Here is a 17,696-nt window from a genome sequence, read left to right on the forward strand (position 1 = left end):
GCCATTGCGAGCTAACGGTCGAGCCTCCGCGCGCCCGTTGTCCGCGGCTGGCGCGATTCATCGGCGCGGCCACGGAGGCGATCACTCCGGAGCGAACCAGCACTTCGGCAGCACGACATCATCCCTGTTGGCGACGTTTCTCCTGTCGAGGTCGTGAGGAAACCGTCTCGCAGGCGTTCGGCGAGAAACGCGATCCTTGCGCAAGAACGAGAATTCCATGATCGGCGGGACCTTGAACTCCCTGTATTCGATGGGTTTGAAGTAATTATTCGGATGAATGTGTACGACGTCGAAGTGCTTGGTGATCTTCTTGAAGACAGCGCCGATCAGCTTGAGACCGATGGGATTGAGAATTCTGTCCATGGAATGGAATTCGATGATCATGATCCTGAAGCGCTTCAGGTCGTCGCAGCTCGTTTCGATGAGAACCTCGTATTCGCCGCCTTCAATGTCCATCTGGAGGATGAGATCGCCGGTCCGAGGGCCCTTTCTCGACATCCAGTTCTCTAAAGTCATGAACTTGGCGTTGTTTTCGTTTCCGAGGAATTTCTTTTCGAAATCGAGTAGGTCATTGCGGATCGCGGGTGCATCCACCGAGAAGTCAGCGAGGAAACATGGGATGCCGCGTTCGGCAAGGCCGAGCTCGAAGTCAGAGACGTTGTAGACGCCCGGCGAAAAGCAACCGACGCAGCCATCGAGGTCATCCGGAACCAAATAGCCGCCATCAGCCGATCCGCCCAGTCGAATCAATTTCTTGTCCGTCACGACAGGGAAAAGGTCCCGGAAGAATTCCTTGAGCTCCTCCTCCTTTGAGGTGCCGGATATCATAAAGTCGTTATCAAGCAGGCGGGCTTTTACGTAGTCTTTCAACAAACCGATCATGCGGTTGACTCCGAGCTCGCTAACGCATCTGGGTGCAGGCTTGCTGCAACAAGCGGCATTCCCGCAGGCTCGCTGCCTATGTTCGTTGCGATCAACACATTTGCCTGCCTTAAGACTTCAATAGATTCGATTCTTGTCATGAATATGTGCGGTGTTGTCGCTAATCGGCAGCGGTGCCGAGACTTGCCTTTTGGCTGCTAAGCCGATCTATTCCGTGCTCTGGAACCCGGTCAGCTTCCGCATCGGCGAGGGGACACCGAGAGAGGCACGAGAGCGTGATAGAAGCAGAAGCCGGCTGAGCGCGAAAGATCGAATGACTGACCGGGGAAGCTCGCAGCGCAACCGTCCGGCGTTCTCGCTGGCGGCACGCAGATGCGTCGTTCGCACAACCATAGCGGGTACCTGGCGCAATGGCAGAAGTGGATTAGTCGAATGGGAAGTTTTGCCGATGCATCGAAAGCCGTTCGATGCTGTGATGCGACCAACGGGACCGAACTCAGGACGATGGCCGAAATTCCCATGAAGGACTCCCGTACACTGATTGCAGAAATGCAGGATGAGATCGAAAAGGTCATCGGGCCTCATCTGGAGGGTGTCGAGGATTTTGCGCTGGTGGATTTCCCCAACCACTCGAATGTGGGCGACAGCGCCATATGGTTGGGTGAAGAGACCTATCTGCAGAGGAAGCTAGGCCGAGCCCCGTCCTACGTCTGCACGTATGACACCTGGTCAAAGGAAGAGTTTGAAAGAGCCGTTCCTGTCGGACCGATCCTTATCCATGGTGGAGGCAATTTCGGCGACCTGTGGCCCAGCCATCAGGAGTTTCGGCTCAGGCTTCTGTCGGAGTTTCCGGATCGCCAGATCATTCAGTTGCCGCAAACCATACACTTCTCCTCGAAGGCAAGTCTCAAGCGCGCCGCGGAGATCATCAACTCGCATAAAAAATTCCGGATTCTGGTCCGCGACGTGCAGAGTTTGAATATCGCGACAACGGAATTTACTGCGCCCGCCGATCTCTGTCCGGACATGGCATTCTGCCTGGGGGCGCAGAGTTCGCCAGCGGCAGTAACCAGGAAATTGTTGCTGCTGCTCCGAACAGATCACGAGAAGGTGGAGCAAAAGCGTTTTCCGCCGCTCCCGAATTTTGCAGTTGTCGAGGACTGGCTCATCGAACAACGAGGCTTGGGAAAGTGGTTGTTTGTCAAGGCGCTGCTCGAGACGGCGCTCCTCTTGTTCAAGGGCAGGACGCCCTCGGAGCTCGACGTGCGCATTCGGTGGTTTCACCTGCTCGCGTCGAACCGTGTAGCCCGTGGAATGAGGCAGGTTGGATCGTCGGCCTACGTGATCACGGACCGGCTTCACACGCACATCTTTTGCGTGTTGCTGAATGTGCCGCACTCGCTCCTTGACAACAATTATGGGAAAATCAGCACGTTCGTCGATGCGTGGAGCAAGCCCTTCGAAAAGTTGAGCCGGCCACTGAGCACGAGCGTGGACGACGCCCTCGCAAACTTTCTGAATATCGGCCAGGGCAGTTCGGCCCCGACGGATCAAGGTTGACGGTCGAGCATCATCCTCCGTACGGGCGGTTCGCCGGATCGTGCGCGTGGACGGTGAACGTTGTCGTTCTCTTTGTTGTCTGGCCCGCATTGTTTGCGCAGGAGATTGTCAGGTTGCTGGCCCCCGTCGCCGTTGGAGCGCCATTGATCAGTCCGGTGGAACGGTCAAAGGCGAGCCCTTGCGGCAGTCCTTTGACGGACAAGGTCTTGGGCATCATGGCTCCGACATCGCACTCCCCATAGATATCGTGGCGGTAGCTGTCGCCTGCGGCGGCTGAAAGGGGGCGCGTCGTCACGCGCGGGCCGCGATTGATCGAGAATCGCAGGGGCTCCATCGTTGAACCGTCAGGTTTGTAGCCATAAACGACGACATGAGACCGCCCGGCATTGCCTTCGGCCGTGAAGTCCGCCTTGATCGTGCGCGACGCCGGATCGTAGGAAATTCCTTCTGGGAATTGCGTAAACGTCGTCTGCTCCGTCATACCCGGTTCGGAGCTGTCATAGGGTACGACCTGGACGAATTCGGTAACGCTCGCATCGCCCCAAAGGGCCTTGGCGCTCGGCAGCACAATCTTGCCGTTGCCGTCGTAATCGACATTGAGATCTGCGACCGAAACCAGCGGCTTCCAATGCTTGATGCCTGTCGTCCGCCAGCCGCGGATCCAGTCGACATCGAGATAGGCGCCGGTCGCCGAGCTGGCCCACGCTGCGGCGTCATACGCCTCGCCCGCGAACGTGTTGTTGAATACGTGTGACGTCAACAGCACAAATGAGGGCATATTCTTGGTATTGGAATCCACGGCAAACTGGGATCGAAGGGCGCCATCGACGTAGAGTTGGGTGTTTGCGCCGTTTCGAAAGACAAAGCTGAAGACGTGGAACGCGCCGTCCATATAGTCGAATGGTCCGGCGCTGTTGTCGGTCGAGATCGCCCCCGAGGTATGGACGATATTACTGAAGTGCATCCCTTGGGAGTTGCACTCCAGATCCCACTCGTTGCCGGTTGGATTGAGCACGGGTGCGACCGAATAGGTCCAGAACGCGGGGTGAAAGCCGGCCGGATTTGTAAGCCTGGGGCTGAACCGGCCACGTATCTCGACGATGACGGCGTTGGCGGTCGGGTAGTATGCAAACGCCCCGGCGGTATGGATCATCGCAGAGAGGTGCGGCCGCACGCCTCCATTGATGGACCGGTCGGTCGGCGTAAGGAATTCCTGCTCGCGCGCTGTTGCCTTGCGCGCTCCGAGGCGCAGCACCGAGCCGGAGATCGATATATTGTCGAAGCCAACCGCGACGCCGCGGTTTCGGTCCTTGTAGCCTGTGGTCAGCGGGTCGGCATCAAAAGCTGTCCCGAGCGACGTGGTATTGCCGCGGATGCCTGGATGATAGGCGCCAGTCGGAAAGAACTTGCCGCGAGGGTTTGCCGGACCCACGATATCGAGAGTGTTGAATTCATCACCCCACGACAGGGTATAGCCCGCATACAACCCACTGCCATTCTGGCCGACGACGGCGCCGCCGACGACCTGGCTGCGTTCCTTAAACAGCGGGATGAACTGCAGGCGCTGTCGCAAACCATCATTGATAGCGGCAAGGTAAAGGACTGAGGCACTGACAACCAATGATGCGACGAACAATGCTGCAACGGTGCTGGTGAATCGATGCTTTGATGGCATCCGCGCCTCTTTGCCTGAGACCGTCGCGACTTTCGCGAGGTACATAGTCACACGTCTGTGAGGAGCCGTTGGTTCGATCCAAGGCTCCGAATGCGGACCGCTTTAGGTTATAGCCGCTGAACGTATAGCCGCGGAGTTTCGCCGTGCTTTAGGAAACAAAAATGTGAAATAGGCCACCAGCATGGCGGCGGCCGGGCAGGTGCCGCGTCCTTGTCAGCACAGACAGGTTCGCGGTAATCGTTTGGAGATCACGTGCAAAACGGTTCCCAATCAAGATGTCGGACTGATCGATCAATGGGCAGCAATCTCAGAATTGTGGCGATTAGTTTGGCCGGTTCCGTGCGCCGCGAGCGCGCGCGTGCAAATCTGGAGTCGCTTGAGATTCCATGGACCTTCTTTGATGCCCTGCGTGTGCCCGCCAAGGGGCTCCCGCAATATGATGAGGCGCTGGCCATCCGCTTTTGGGGCAGGGGCCTTTCACGTGCCGAGATCGGCTGCGCAGCGAGTCATATGAGCATCATGGCGCAACTCGCAGCGTCAAACACCGACAATTCATGGACACTTGTGATCGAAGACGACGTCATCCTCGATGCCGGGTTCAGCTTTCGATCGCTTCCTGACATCTGCAAGGCTGCCGAGATCGGCTATCTCCGGCTGTATGGGCGACACATGGCGCCGTGCAAGCACGTGGCCTGGCTGGATCAGCGGGAATTGGTGCGGTTTGAGCGTGCGCCAATGGGAACGCAGGCTTATCTGATTTCCGGCCGTGCCGCGCGTCGATTTATCGACAGCGTGACAACGATCCATCGGCCAATCGACTGGGAGATGGACCGCTTCTGGGCAAATGGCCTCCACAATTATGCCTTGTTTCCTTTTCCGTGTCTTGAGCTGACGCTGACATCTTCGATCGTAAAGGCGGCGGAGTCGGTTCACGGGCCTACTGCGCTCGATAGAGCGGCTCGGTTTGCGTGGAAATCAAAGGAATATGTTCTGCGCCTGACGGAAAATCTCCGTCTTCGCCAGTCCGACAGGCGGATTCGCGCCCGCCTCGCCGGCGCATCCAGTCTTTCCGGGCCAATGCCGGAGACAATTCGTACGATCGAAAGCGTGTGATCGACGAGGGCATGGGACGAGATCTGACGAGGCGGGTTGCCTTTGCGCCGTTGCCCACTCAGGCGGGCTTGCGCCGGATGACACTTCCGAACCTGACGAGCGGCCGCAGGAGTTCTGCCCTGTTGAAGCGGAGCATGATCAGCCGGTACGCAAGCCAGGAAGGGCTCAAGAACAGCCCTGTGAACCAGACGATATGAGAGGCGGCTGCGCGCCAATCCGTTGTCGTGGTCAGCGCAAGCCATATCCCACGGCGCAGAAGTGAACTCGACGTGTCCGCGTCCTGCCCAACATAGCGCAGTCCCAATTTACGCGACGCGAGGCGATAGTTGACAAAGACGATCTCGTTATCGATCGGCCTTGCCGCTTGCACGTGCATGGACTTCTTGTCGCAATGTGCTTTCAGGATATCGAGCTCTGCGACGCGGAATCCGATCTGTCTAGGAAAATCCGGAAAGCGCTGCGCCCGCCCCTTCGCGTCATTTCGGCTGATATTTCTGCCATGGAGCCGATATTGCCCCAGGATTTCCTGCACCGTGACCACGTCTCCGTAAAGAGGCGCTATCGTATTGAGGGCGCCGTCATATCCCACGGGCGGATTGAGCGGGACGACCTGTCGAAGAAACGCTCGGGAGTACGCATTTCCTGACATGACTGGCCAGATGTACGTTCCCGATCGTGTAAATTCTGCGTGCACATCGTCTGGCGCGTAGGATTTAGGAAACGCACAAAACGTGCGCCCAAGTCGCCTGCCGGCGCCGTCGATGATGTCCAGATTGAACTGAACTTTCGAAACACCTTCACGCCAGTGCGCAGCGACGTTTTCGAGCGCCGTCGGCATCAGGATGTCATCCGCATCAAGGAACAGCAATACATCGCCTGTCGCTGCGCGATACCCAACTTCGAATGCTGCGATGTTGCCCTGATTTGCCTGAAATATGGCTCGAATCCTGTCACCATAGCCGGTGATGATCTGGCGGGAACCGTCGATCGATCCGTCGTCGACGACGACGATCTCGTCCGCCGGACGGGTCTGATTCAACGCGCTGTCGATTGCCAATCCGACATACCGTTCGTAATTGTAGACTGTTATGACGATGCTGATCTTCAACGCGTGTCGCTCACAATTTTGCAAGTGGCAGAAGAAGCTATCAATCCATGCCTTGATGAGCCAGAAGTAATTTCACGGTCCGCAAATCATCGTTGGTGAGGCAATCGCATGAAAATCGCTCTGATCGATCCGTCACTGTTTACTTGGCCATATGATCTTAAATTAGCCAAAGGATTGACCGATATTGGGCATGCGGCCAGCATTGTCGGGCGCCAGATTGGGCAGAAGCCTTCCGTTGATGAGGACCTGTTTCTTGACCGGCATTTTTATCCGGGATTGCAGTCGCGCTTTTTCAAGAAACTTCCACGTAATGTGCAGCTGGGGCTGAAGGGCCTCAGTCACGCTGAATCAATGACACGGCTGATCAGGCGCTTCAGGAGGACGCCGCCTGATGTGATCCATTTCCAATGGGCACCGCTGGCGATCGTCGACAGCCAGTTCATTCCCATGTTCAGAAGGGTCGCGCCAACGGTTCTGACGGTTCATGATTCGAATCCGTTCAATAACAATCCGAGCTCGCGGATCCAACGGATTGGCGCGTTCAGCATTCTGCACTGCTTCGACCATCTTATCGTTCATACGACCGTTGCACGCGATCGCCTGCTGCGCGTTGGTATCCCGGACGAGAAGATATCCGTTATCGCGCACGGATTGCTGACGGATCATATCACCCGACCGGCCGACGAGCCCTCGGCCGGAGATGGGCGCGTTCAAATACTCCTGTTCGGCAAGATAAAGCCCTACAAGGGAGTCGACGTCATGCTTCGCGCGCTTGCGCTGCTTCCCCGAGAGGTCAGGGCGAATTGCGTGGTGAAGGTCGTGGGCTGGCCGGAAATGGCGATGGAGCCGCTGTTTGCGATGGTGAAGGATTTGCAGCTCGAAGATAATGTCGAATTCGACCTGCGTTTCGTTCCGGAAGATGATGTGACCTTTCTGGTTGCGCGCGCCGACATCCTGGCTTTTCCGTACCGGGATATCGACGCATCCGGCGTGCTGATGCTGGCGATCGCGGCGGGACGTCCGATTGTCGCGTCGAACCTTGGAACGTTTTCAGAATGGCTGAGCGATCGGGCAGAGGGGACGCTCGTTCCTCCAGGTGATCCCGCCGCATTGTCCCGGACGCTCGAGCGCTTGATCAGCGACCCTGATTATCGAAACCGCAAGAGTCAAGGAATGTTGGAGCTGCGAGACTCCGTGCCGACGTGGACCTCGATTGCACGCCTGACCGAGGCCGCCTATGCGAAGGCTGGCCGGCGCGTGGGCACGCCGGCCAGTGCCCAGGTTCTGCAGCGCTCAGGAAACTGAAGGGGTCATCTGCCAGGTGGTCTGGCGGATCCACAGGATACCCCAGAAAAAGCCAAGGGCCCACGCGAAGTGCATCACGACGGCGGCCGGCAGCGCAAGCAGCCCGCAAATTGAGCGATGTTTTACTGCAATCATCATTGCGGTCAGCGCCAGTATCGCCAGATAGACCGCCGGCAATGTCAACAGCAGCGGTGCAGCCGGCGCCAGCACGATGGCGCCCAGCATCAATGCAACATGAGTGGGCACCAGGAATTGACGCAGTCGCAACGATCCTGGATGCCGTCTCACCGTTCTCGATCGACCACGACCGTAGTTGAAGTACTGCTTCGCCAGGCTCAGAAATCTCGATCGCGGTCGATATGAAAGGCGGATGTCCGAATCCAGAAATATCCGGCCGCCGAGTGCACGCAGCCTGCAGTCAAACTCTGCGTCTTCATTATGAGCGAAGGTCTCGTCGTAACCACCAGCCCTGCGGAACGCGTCGATGGTCATCGCCGCATGATGCCCGTGATCGACAAAGCCGCTTTGCTTTCCGCCGCGATGTGCCGATCCGCCCGAACCGACCTTGGTGTCCGAGACCCATGCGACGGCCTTTTGCAGGCAGCCGTCACCACGCGAGTCCATGGGGACCACGACCGAGTCGGCTTGGCGCTCGTCCAAGGTCTTGAGGAGGCGCGAAACATAGTCCGCCGGATATTCGCAATGGGCGTCACACCGCACCAAGACCTGCGCCGCAGCACCATAGACCTGTACGGCTAAATTGACCCCGGCACTCTGCAGCCGCTGGGGATTGCGCAACAGGTGGAGGCCGCCAATCTCGTTGGCGAGCTGGCGGACAATGTCAGGCGTCCCATCGGTGCTGCCGCCATCTGCAACCACTATTGTGCGATCTTCGTGGAGATTGTCCTGGGCCAGGTTGCGGACAACGGTCTCGATATGGGAAGCCTCGTTCAAAACAGGTATGACGATCAGGACGTTTCTGGACACGGTTTAGCTGCCACTTGCCATTGTTTGCTCAATCCATTGGCAGGCGCGAGAATGTTCCTTGATGCACGCCAAAGGAGGCGTGGACGGTCCGCTAAAAGAATGGCCAACTCGTGACTGCTTCTTTGATGCGTCGTCAGAAAGGGGCATACCGATGGTGCCTTAAAATGGGCGATCTATTCTGCGTGAATCGTGAATAGTGCGTGCCCGATCGCTCGAAGATCGGAAGCGAACCTGACCGGAGTGATATGTGAGAGTTGTTGTTGCTGCCCCCGCTTTGTTGCTGGCGCTGTGTCATCCTGCATCGGCCGATCCGATGACGTTGGATTTTTCATGGCGCGGGGCGCGCGGCTGTATCACGCTGTTCCCAAATCCGGAGATGCGTCTGCGTAACATTCCCGCTGGTGCCACTTCGATGACGCTCACACTTGCGCAAGGAACTCGCGAAATGGGAGGCCAGGACGTTCCGGTCCCCGGAAATGGCATTGTGCCGCCGGGGACGATACGGACATTTGGTCCTTGCAAGCCGGGTCTGTATGAATGGACCGCCCTCGTGAAGTCATCGACGGGACAGATTCTATCGGAAGCGCATCAGGCGCGATTCTATCCCGCGGACGAGACCGCAGCGAAGCAATAATTTCGCAACGTCAATCCTCGTGTTGCACCGTTTCGGGTCTTTGCAACTGCGCGTGGCAGCTCCACGCGTCTGCGCGCAGCCGATTGATCGTACGAATGAAGCCACAATCCAGCTAGATAAGAATTGACTGGAATTTGGAATATTGGAGATCAAGAACGAGATCGTGCTTCGTGACAAGGAGTTGAGTGTTGTTGGCGCGAAGGTTGATGAAGACGCGTAACGATGTCGCCGGTCCGACAAATCTCGGTAGTCCCCCACCTCCGATCGATGTGGGGCGCGCGGACGCGGCGAGATGAAAAAGACCGTTCTGGTCACCGGCGGTGCGGGCTACGTCGGCTCGCATTGCTGCAAGGCGTTTGCGATGGCGGGCTGGAACGTCGTGACGCTCGACAATCTTTCCCGGGGCTGGCGCGATGCGGTGCGCTGGGGACCCTTGGTCGAGTGCGATATTCGCAATTCAGCCGGCGTGCGCGCAGTGCTGGAAACCTACAAGCCCGACCTCGTCGCGCACTTTGCGGCGCTGGCTTATGTCGGCGAATCCGTGGCCGATCCGGCCATCTATTACGACAATAACACGAGAGGAACGCTTGCCCTCCTGGAGGCAATGCGAGCAGCCGGCTGTTTGCGCGTGCTCTTTTCCAGCACGTGTGCCAGTTACGGAGTACCCAAGCACACCCCGATAGACGAAACACATCCGCAGGCGCCGATTAATCCCTATGGTTGGTCCAAGATGATCATCGAGCGTATGCTGGAGGACTTTGGTCGTGCGTACGAGATGTCGTCGGTTTCGCTGCGCTATTTCAACGCGGCGGGCTGTGATCCTGACGGCGAGCTCGGTGAGCGCCACGAACCGGAGACGCATGCCATTCCGCTGGCGATCGAAGCGGTGCGCCGACCCGATCGGCCTTTCACCATTCTGGGAACGGACTTTCCGACGCCGGATGGAAGTGCGATCAGGGACTATATCCACGTCAATGACCTAGCGCAGGCGCACCTTCTTGCAGGTGACATGCTGGTGGCTCGAGGCGGTACTCATGTCTTCAATCTCGGTACGGGGGTCGGCACGAGTGTGCTCGAACTAGTAGAGGCCGTGAAGCGTGTCTCCGGAAAAGACCCGGTCGTCAGCCGCGGCCCACGCCGCGCGGGGGACCCGCCCATGCTCGTTGCCTCCTTTGCCAAAGCCAAGCGGGAGCTCGGTTGGAGCCCGCGGCAATCCGAGATCGATTTCATTATCGAGACTGCACTGAGGTGGAGCGATAGCAATCCGTCGGCATATTTCGCACGAAGATGATCGATACCCCATTCGCAGGAATTGGATTGGGAAGGGGCGTGACGCATGTCTCCGTGACGTCGGCGTCCGATGTTGCGGAAACGACGTTGAGCGATGGCATGACGGTGTTCTGGCGCGCCAACCAGCCGATCGGCCATGTGCTGATGCATGAAGGCCAAATTGCGGACGCCAGGATCGATCACATCGACGACGGGTTTCTGTCAGCCGTCGACTCCAAGGTGCGAACTCCGACAGAAGTGAGACTCTCGGCGAGCGTGGTGATCTGCACGCGCGACCGTCCGGACGAGCTGAGCAAATGCTTGTCGTCGCTGCCGAGGCAGACCCATCCCCCAAGAGAAATCATTGTGGTGGACAATGCATCGCGCGATCGGCGGACGCGGGATGTCGCGTTGGCCGCGGCAGCAACTTATATTCGCGAGGATCGACCCGGTCTGGATATTGCTCGCAATGCCGGCGCGCTCCAGGCGACCGGAGATATTGTCGCCTATACGGACGACGATGTGCTGCTTCACCCGGGTTGGCTGGAGCAACTGACATGTGCGTTTGACTCTCCCCAGATCGGTGCGGTGACGGGACTGGTGCTTCCGGCCGAGCTCGCGACCGAAGCGCAACGGCACTTCGAGACGTATTGGGGATTTAACAAAGGCTATCGCGAACAGGATTACGACAGCGCAGCCTTCCGATCGCATCGCGGTCGGGTCCTTCCCGCGTGGGACATCGGCGCCGGAGCAAGCATGGCATTCCGGCGCGAGGTGTTTCAGGCCGTCGGACTTTTCGATGAGCGACTGGACGTCGGTCAGGCCGGCTGCTCGGGAGACTCGGAATACTGGTATCGATTGCTCGCGGGCGGCTACACCTGTCGTTATACTCCGGCGTCGGTCGCATTCCATTTTCACCGCAGGACGATGGACGGCCTGGCCAGCCAGATCTATCACTACATGCGTGGTCATGCGGCAGCGCTTCTGGTGCAGTATGAGCGAACGGGGATCTCGGCGAACCGGCGTCTGGCCTACTATCACAAGCCGCGTTGGTACCTCTCTCGGCTGCTCCGGAAAGTAATGGAAGGAGACAGCATTCGCGACCGCTTCCTGAAGGAGGAGGTGACCGGATATCTCGCCGGATTGCTGTTCTATCATCGCCGAAGGCTTCGCAGATGACGGCCCATCCGCGTACGTCCGTCGTGATCGCCGCACGTGATGCTGCAGAGACCATTGCTGAAACGCTTGACAGCCTGCTCGCGCAGAGCGCGCCTGACTGGGAGGCACTTGTCGTGGATGACGGTTCGATCGATGCCACGGCCGCGATCGTTGCTGAATATGCGGCGCGGGATTCCCGCTTTCGTGTTCTGCAGTCTGGCGGAGGAGGCGCTTCAGGTGCCCGCAACAAGGGGATTGCAGGCGCGCGCGGCAAACGAATACTGTTCCTTGATAGTGACGATTGGATTGATCGGTCCTTCCTTGCCCGGATGAATGCTGCGCTGGATCTGGATCCTTCGGCGGTAGCCGCCTATTGCAACTGTTGCCGGGTTATGCCTGACGGCAGCGAAACTCCCGCCCGCTGCGATCCGGCTATCCAGGACAACGCGTTCGAGCGTTTCGCTCGGACGTGTGCCACGTTCATCCATGGCGTGCTTGTCCTAAAGAGCGCTGTTGCAAAGGTCGGTGGCTTTGAGACCAGCCTCCGCACGTGCGAAGATTGGGACCTGTGGCAACGGATCGCACGCTGCGGCGGCAGGTGGATCCATGTCGACGAGAAATTGAGCTATTACCGGACAAGCGACCGTTCACTGACGCAAGATGTCAAACGGATGCTGGCCGACGCGCGGGTGGTCATTGCCCGCGGATTTTCGAGTGATGACCGCGTCAGCGAGCCGGCACCCGAACATAGGGCGGGAGCGTCAACTGCATATGGCAGCGCCGAGGCAGCGTATGCGTATTTCATGCTCTGGTGTGCCGGATTTGATTGCGGCCGCAGGAATGCCAGCGATCCAACGCTGGAAACGCTGAGCAACATTCCAAAGACCGAGACAGCGGCGGACTTCATTGCCGCTGTTCTGCTCGATGCCGTGATGGTCGGGGCAAGAACGGTACCCGCCAAGCTGGCGGAACGGTGGCCGCAATACGGGGAGGGCGTAACCAACCTCATTTCAGCGATCGGTCGCGCGTGGAACGATCCGGCGGCAGGGCGAAAGTGCCAATACCGCTTCGAGCGGAAAGTGCTCGACTATGACGATCTTTCAGCGCCCAGGGTCCTCACGTTGACGTTCGGCACGCGCGTTGACCTTCGCCGTATCGGCACCATCAGGCCGATCGGGACTATTGATCGATTGTACGTCTATCTCTGTGACGGGCCTCGCATCCTGACGCTGCTCGATATTGGTGCCCTCGGCACTGTAGACAGCCGCTTCTGGATCGCGCTGGCCGCCGATGGCCTCGTTCACTTGCAGGTCAAAGACCAGATCGGAAGGCTGGTTCGGGCAAAAATCGCACTCCACAAGCGGACCGAACGACTTCAAACTTTCGTGCGAGACGGCCGAGATACTCACCGGGGGCGGCTACGCGAGTTGGCCTCGCGGGCTTCATGTGAGGCGCGGTCGCGAGCCATCTCAGGCATCTCCGCTTCCAGCATTCCTATGCGATGTGCCAGGCGATCTCGAGACACCGCACGCAAGCAATTTTGGGAGGAGTTCTTCGAGCAAGAGGATCCCTGGAACTACCGTTCGTCGTATGAACAGGAAAAGTACACTCGGCAGCTCGAGCTTCTGCCAGACCAGCCAATAGATCGTGCGCTCGAGCTCGCGTGCGCGGAAGGACACTTCACGCGCCAATTGGCCCGCAGGGTCAGACGCCTGTGTGCCGCCGATATTTCAACCAAGGCGCTCGGTCGCGCTCGTGTCCGATGCAATGGGCGTCAGAACATCGAATTCTCTCAATTGGATTTATCCGCCGATCCGCTCCCACAGGACGTCGACCTGATCGTCTGCTCCGAGGTTCTTTACTACCTTAATGACGAGGCCGAACTAGAATCGGTCGCGAGGCGACTCGTGCAGGCGCTGCGTCCTGGCGGTTACCTTGTGGCGGCCCATACCTTTGTGCTGAAGGACAACATGTCGCGAACGGGGCTCGACTGGGAGAGCCCGTTTGGGGCGGAGACCATCACGCGGATTATCCAGGGCGTACCCGGACTCGCCCTGGAGACATCGATCGAGACGGAACTGTACCGTATCGATCGGTTCAGGCGGTTACTCCCGGGCGAAGCCGCCCCTGACATACAGGTGAAATACGCGGCTATCGAGGCGCCGATTGAGGTCGAGGTTGCGCGGTCCATCGTGTGGGGTGGGGCTGTGGCGCGCAGGTTTGACGTCACCCAATCCGAAAGACGCACGCACGCTCCGGTCCTGATGTACCACCGAGTTGCGGTCGAAGGACCAGGTGAACTGGCGCGCTACCGCCTGTCTCCCGATGCGTTCCGGCAACAGATGCTGTGGCTTCGCCGCAATGGCTATCACACGATCAACTCGGATCAGCTCGCCTGGTTCCTGGCAAGCAATCATCCGTTCGTCGGCAGGCCGGTGCTGATCACCTTTGACGATGGGTACGACGATTTTGCCGAGCATGCATGGCCGATCCTGCAAGCAAACGACTTCTCGGCAGAAGTCTTCGTTGCGACCGATTTCGTGGGAAAGCGGGCGGAGTGGGATGCTCCGTTTGGAGAGCCCGATTCGCTGCTTGGGCCGACGAGGATCGCTGCGCTTGCCGCCGAGGGCATATCCTTTGGCAGCCATTTGGCGAGCCACCCGCGCAGCGAGCAACTTGCGACCCGGACTCTCGCCGAGGAATTGACGCGATCTCGCGCCCAGTTGGAACAGTGGCTTGGGCGATCGATAACGTCGCTTGCCGCGCCTTTTGGCTCTACCGATCAGCGGCTTGAAATTCTCGCCGCCGAATGTGGTTACAAAACTCTGTTCAACACGGTCGGACGGGCCGTAACACTGAAGGACAATCTGTTGAATCTGCCGCGAATTGAGGTCAGAGGCGATTTTACGTTGGACACATTCGCTCGTTGCCTGGAGCAGTACCAATGAATACGGGGGCGCTCCTGGTCAGCGTGGTTATTCCCGCCTTCAACGCCAGTGCAACGATCGACGAGACGCTTCGCAGCGTCAGATCCCAGTCGCACCGGGAGCTGGAAATCATTGTCGTGGACGACGGCTCCACAGACAACACGGTCGCAGTTGTCCAGCTGCATACGGCTCAGGATTCGCGAATAACAATTATAGAACAGCGTAATGCGGGGGTCGCGGCCGCCCGGAATGCGGGCTGGCAGGTGGCGCGCGCGGACTTCGTCGCGTTCATTGATGCCGATGATCTCTGGACGCCCCGCAAGATTGAGCAACAGCTTCAAGCCTTGCTTGATGCAGGAGAGCGGACCGGTCTTGTCTACAGCTGGTATGACTGGATCGATGCCGATAGTCGCGTAAGTGCCAGGTCCGATCCCGTCTTTCATGCGGGCGAGGTGCTAGACTATCTCTGTCAGGGAAATTTCATCGGCAACGGCAGCTCGGCGCTGGTCCGCCGGGAAGCCCTCATAGCTGCAAAGGGTTTCGAGAGCGGACTCAGGGCATCGGGGGCAGAAGGCTGCGAAGATCTGCTGTTCTATTGCCGTGTCGCGGAGGCGTACCACTTCGCGGTCGTGCCCAAGTATCAGATTGGCTATCGGTACCTCCCGAACAACATGTCAAGCAACAAGACCCGAATGTTCCGGTCGTGGATGCTGGTCGCGGATGAGATCATGACGCGATACCCTGAGCGCACGGCGCTCCTAGACCTGGGCCTCAGAAACTATGCGCGTTGGCTGCTTCGGAGAGCTCTGACGGGCGGTCAGTTGTGGTACTTCGCTTCAATCTTTGGACTCCTTTTCAAGCGGAATCCCTTGCTCGCGCTCAGGGTCGCCGCGCACGATGTGCCGCGTGATACCGTCTCGGAAATCCGGTGGAAATGGCGTCATCAGCGTCGCAGGGCGGTTCGACCTTCGGCGTCGTTGTTTGCCATCGGCGATCCAACTCAATCGCTATGACAAAGCACGCGAACAACATACGAAGACCGAGAGCTGCTCGCCACGCTGCATTGGTCGAATTGTTCAAGCTGCTCAAGCTTGCTCCACTGCCCGGTTGGGTGACGCCCGCGCTGATTGTGCTTGGCCTCGCGACATCGTTGGCGGAGACGGTCGGGATTACTCTCGTGCTCCTGTTCTTCTATTTCGCCATGGGTCAGGTGGAACTTGCAACGTCGACCAGTGGCCTCCTAGGCGAAGCGCTCCGATATGCGGCGAACTGGTTTCACAGCTCGACCGAAACTGCTGTCGTGCTGCTCCTTCTCATCATTGCTCGCGGTGCCCTTTCCTTTATCAACACACTAATCAGTGCGCGTGTTGGAGAGAAGATCAATGAAATCGCGCGCAACCGTGTCCATCTGCAGTATCTGTCAACTTCGTATTCGTTTTTCCAACGCCATGATGAAGCATATCTCATGGAGGTGTTGGGAACCGAGACTTGGGTGATCTCCGGAGCATACGCCAGTCTTACCCGCATTATCGTGAGTTCGTGTTCGGTTTTTCTCTTCGCGTCCTTTCTGTTGGCGCTCTCGATCAAGGTCACGGTCCTCGCCCTCGTCGCCTTGATGATTGTATCGGCCGGATTGCGCCATCTTTCGTTGCCCATGCAGCAGTTGGGTGCCGGCGTAAAGCTGGTTCATCAAAAGCTGGGTGAGCATATGCTGATGACACTCCAGGGTATGCGCACGATCCGCGCGTATGGCCAAGAGGAGATTCACCAGAAACGCTTCGAGCAGGCTTCGACGCAGGCCCGACAAGTCGCGCTGCGCCTTGCGCGCCTATCCGCCCTGGTCTCGCCTCTGACGGAGGTGGGGTATCTTGTCGTGCTGTTTCTCGTCGTCGCGTTCGCTGATTTATTGGGAATCGGCTTCGCGACGAGCCTGACCGCGGTCGCGTTGCTCTATCGATTGCAGCCGCATATGCGAGATCTGGAAGGGAACTTGCTGTATATGGCGCAGATCGAGCCGCAGCTTCGGTCCATCAGACATATGCTGTCGATAGATGACAAGGAGTACCCGAACGCCGGGCACGTTGCCGTGGCTAAACTGGAGAACGGCATCTCATTTCGCAACGTGACATTCCGCTATGATGCCGGCACCGAGCCCGCTCTTTTGGATGCTTCGTTTGACATTCCTGCGGGGAAGACCACTGCGCTCATCGGAGCCAGTGGAGCGGGCAAGACCACGATCGTAAATCTGTTGTTGCGACTCTATTCGGCCAACGAGGGTGTCATACGGGTTGATGGGCGATCCATCGAAGACGTTCGTCGAACCGATTGGCTCGGCATGCTCGCGATTGCGGGCCAGGATGTCGACCTGGTCGAAGGCACGGTGATCGAGAACGTTCGGATGGCCAAGAACGACGCTTCCGAGGAAGAGGTTCGGCAGGCGCTGCGGGTCGCGGGCATTTCAGAGGTCGTTGAGGCCTTACCGGACAAATACGACACCTGGATAGGACAGCATGGCCTGCGCTTCTCGGGCGGTCAGCGGCAGCGTCTTGGTCTTGCACGAGCGATTGTGCGCAATCCGAAGTTCCTCATCCTCGACGAAGCGATGAGCGCGCTCGATCTGACACTCGAGGACAGCATCCGACGCGCGATCCAGCTACAATTCAAGAACCGAACCTTGTTGCTGATAACACATCGCCTGGATTCAGTGCGTGATGCGGACCACGTGGTGTGCATTGAAAACGGCCGGGTTCGCGCTGAGGGCCCTCCCGCGAAGGTCCTGGCGAGTCGAGGAGCGTGCGTAACAGGAACTTCGCAAGATGATGTGCTCACTTATCGGATGCGGAATACGGTTCCATAATCGGAACCTAGCGTGTTCGGCGCTCGCCCAATGAATGACGGGCCCTGCACTGAGCCTGCTTGATGCAAGCAGCGCGGACTTCACATGAGCCCGTAGCATTACGGTGTCTCCGCAGAAATCTCCAGCCATCAGCTGATTCTCTCGGCATGCGTCAAATTGCGTCGAATCCATAAGGCTCTTTTGAACGCGTGCATAGTTGTGTGCCACCTAAAAGGAGCACG

The 17,696-nt window shown here is 58.3% G+C and carries 13 protein-coding genes; 9 read left to right on the forward strand and 4 right to left on the reverse strand.

The window, feature by feature from the left end:
- Positions 1-81 precede the first annotated feature (81 nt).
- Positions 82-882: an FkbM family methyltransferase gene (locus IVA98_RS20725; protein WP_247305549.1), complete on the reverse strand. Its 801-nt coding sequence runs from the start codon at positions 880-882 to the stop codon at positions 82-84.
- Between the two features lie 432 nt (positions 883-1,314).
- Here IVA98_RS20725 and IVA98_RS20730 point away from each other — a divergent pair, with 432 nt between their 5' ends.
- Entirely contained in the window at positions 1,315-2,442 is a 1,128-nt protein-coding gene (locus IVA98_RS20730) for a polysaccharide pyruvyl transferase family protein (protein ID WP_247355436.1), read from the forward strand.
- Between the two features lie 10 nt (positions 2,443-2,452).
- Here the strand turns inward: IVA98_RS20730 and IVA98_RS20735 are convergent, their stop codons facing one another.
- Complete coding sequence (locus IVA98_RS20735) at positions 2,453-4,162, reverse strand: putative Ig domain-containing protein (RefSeq protein WP_247355437.1); 1,710 nt, start codon at positions 4,160-4,162, stop codon at positions 2,453-2,455.
- 249 nt (positions 4,163-4,411) lie between these two features.
- Between IVA98_RS20735 and IVA98_RS20740 the strand changes: the two genes are divergently transcribed.
- A complete protein-coding gene (locus IVA98_RS20740; RefSeq protein ID WP_247355438.1) occupies positions 4,412-5,230 on the forward strand; it encodes a glycosyltransferase family 25 protein in 819 nt (272 codons plus the stop codon).
- Between the two features lie 58 nt (positions 5,231-5,288).
- Here IVA98_RS20740 and IVA98_RS20745 read toward each other — a convergent pair whose 3' ends face one another.
- Positions 5,289-6,338, reverse strand: coding sequence for a glycosyltransferase family 2 protein (locus tag IVA98_RS20745; RefSeq protein WP_247355439.1), 1,050 nt, complete (start codon positions 6,336-6,338; stop codon positions 5,289-5,291).
- A gap of 108 nt (positions 6,339-6,446) precedes the next feature.
- Here IVA98_RS20745 and IVA98_RS20750 point away from each other — a divergent pair, with 108 nt between their 5' ends.
- Positions 6,447-7,643, forward strand: a complete 1,197-nt coding sequence (locus IVA98_RS20750) for a glycosyltransferase (protein WP_247355440.1) — start codon at positions 6,447-6,449, stop codon at positions 7,641-7,643.
- Here IVA98_RS20750 and IVA98_RS20755 read toward each other — a convergent pair.
- Positions 7,632-8,630: a glycosyltransferase family 2 protein gene (locus IVA98_RS20755; protein WP_247305570.1), complete on the reverse strand. Its 999-nt coding sequence runs from the start codon at positions 8,628-8,630 to the stop codon at positions 7,632-7,634. The genes IVA98_RS20750 and IVA98_RS20755 overlap by 12 nt on opposite strands.
- A 247-nt stretch (positions 8,631-8,877) precedes the next feature.
- Here IVA98_RS20755 and IVA98_RS20760 point away from each other — a divergent pair, with 247 nt between their 5' ends.
- The 6 genes from IVA98_RS20760 (at position 8,878) to IVA98_RS20785 (ending at position 17,475) form a co-directional block, all read left to right on the forward strand.
- A complete protein-coding gene (locus IVA98_RS20760) occupies positions 8,878-9,264 on the forward strand; it encodes a hypothetical protein (RefSeq protein WP_247355441.1) in 387 nt (128 codons plus the stop codon).
- A 292-nt stretch (positions 9,265-9,556) separates the two neighbouring features.
- Positions 9,557-10,555 carry a UDP-glucose 4-epimerase GalE gene (gene galE / locus IVA98_RS20765; RefSeq protein ID WP_247355442.1) on the forward strand — a complete coding sequence of 333 codons (999 nt, stop codon included), beginning with the start codon at positions 9,557-9,559 and terminating at the stop codon, positions 10,553-10,555.
- 38 nt (positions 10,556-10,593) lie between these two features.
- Positions 10,594-11,712 (forward strand): glycosyltransferase family 2 protein, encoded by a 1,119-nt coding sequence (locus tag IVA98_RS20770; protein ID WP_247355443.1) that lies wholly within the window; start codon positions 10,594-10,596, stop codon positions 11,710-11,712.
- Positions 11,709-14,639 carry a trifunctional glycosyltransferase/class I SAM-dependent methyltransferase/polysaccharide deacetylase gene (locus tag IVA98_RS20775; protein ID WP_247355444.1) on the forward strand — a complete coding sequence of 977 codons (2,931 nt, stop codon included), beginning with the start codon at positions 11,709-11,711 and terminating at the stop codon, positions 14,637-14,639. The genes IVA98_RS20770 and IVA98_RS20775 overlap by 4 nt, the downstream gene beginning before the upstream one ends.
- A complete protein-coding gene (locus IVA98_RS20780; RefSeq protein ID WP_247355445.1) occupies positions 14,636-15,631 on the forward strand; it encodes a glycosyltransferase family 2 protein in 996 nt (331 codons plus the stop codon). Before IVA98_RS20775 ends, IVA98_RS20780 begins: the two co-directional genes overlap by 4 nt.
- Before the next feature lie 59 nt (positions 15,632-15,690).
- Positions 15,691-17,475: an ABC transporter ATP-binding protein gene (locus IVA98_RS20785; protein ID WP_247355446.1), complete on the forward strand. Its 1,785-nt coding sequence runs from the start codon at positions 15,691-15,693 to the stop codon at positions 17,473-17,475.
- The last annotated feature ends 221 nt before the right edge of the window (positions 17,476-17,696 follow it).

The organism is Bradyrhizobium sp. 160 (assembly GCF_023073735.1).
Lineage (GTDB): Bacteria > Pseudomonadota > Alphaproteobacteria > Rhizobiales > Xanthobacteraceae > Bradyrhizobium.

Coding starts and splice junctions, on each gene's coding strand:
- IVA98_RS20775 (WP_247355444.1), top strand. CDS start 11,709: ATGACGGCCCATCCGCGTACGTCCGTCGTGATCGCCGCACGTGATGCT.
- IVA98_RS20740 (WP_247355438.1), top strand. CDS start 4,412: ATGGGCAGCAATCTCAGAATTGTGGCGATTAGTTTGGCCGGTTCCGTG.
- IVA98_RS20750 (WP_247355440.1), top strand. CDS start 6,447: ATGAAAATCGCTCTGATCGATCCGTCACTGTTTACTTGGCCATATGAT.
- galE (WP_247355442.1), top strand. CDS start 9,557: ATGAAAAAGACCGTTCTGGTCACCGGCGGTGCGGGCTACGTCGGCTCG.
- IVA98_RS20725 (WP_247305549.1), bottom strand. CDS start 882: ATGATCGGTTTGTTGAAAGACTACGTAAAAGCCCGCCTGCTTGATAAC.
- IVA98_RS20780 (WP_247355445.1), top strand. CDS start 14,636: ATGAATACGGGGGCGCTCCTGGTCAGCGTGGTTATTCCCGCCTTCAAC.
- IVA98_RS20735 (WP_247355437.1), bottom strand. CDS start 4,162: ATGTACCTCGCGAAAGTCGCGACGGTCTCAGGCAAAGAGGCGCGGATG.
- IVA98_RS20730 (WP_247355436.1), top strand. CDS start 1,315: ATGGGAAGTTTTGCCGATGCATCGAAAGCCGTTCGATGCTGTGATGCG.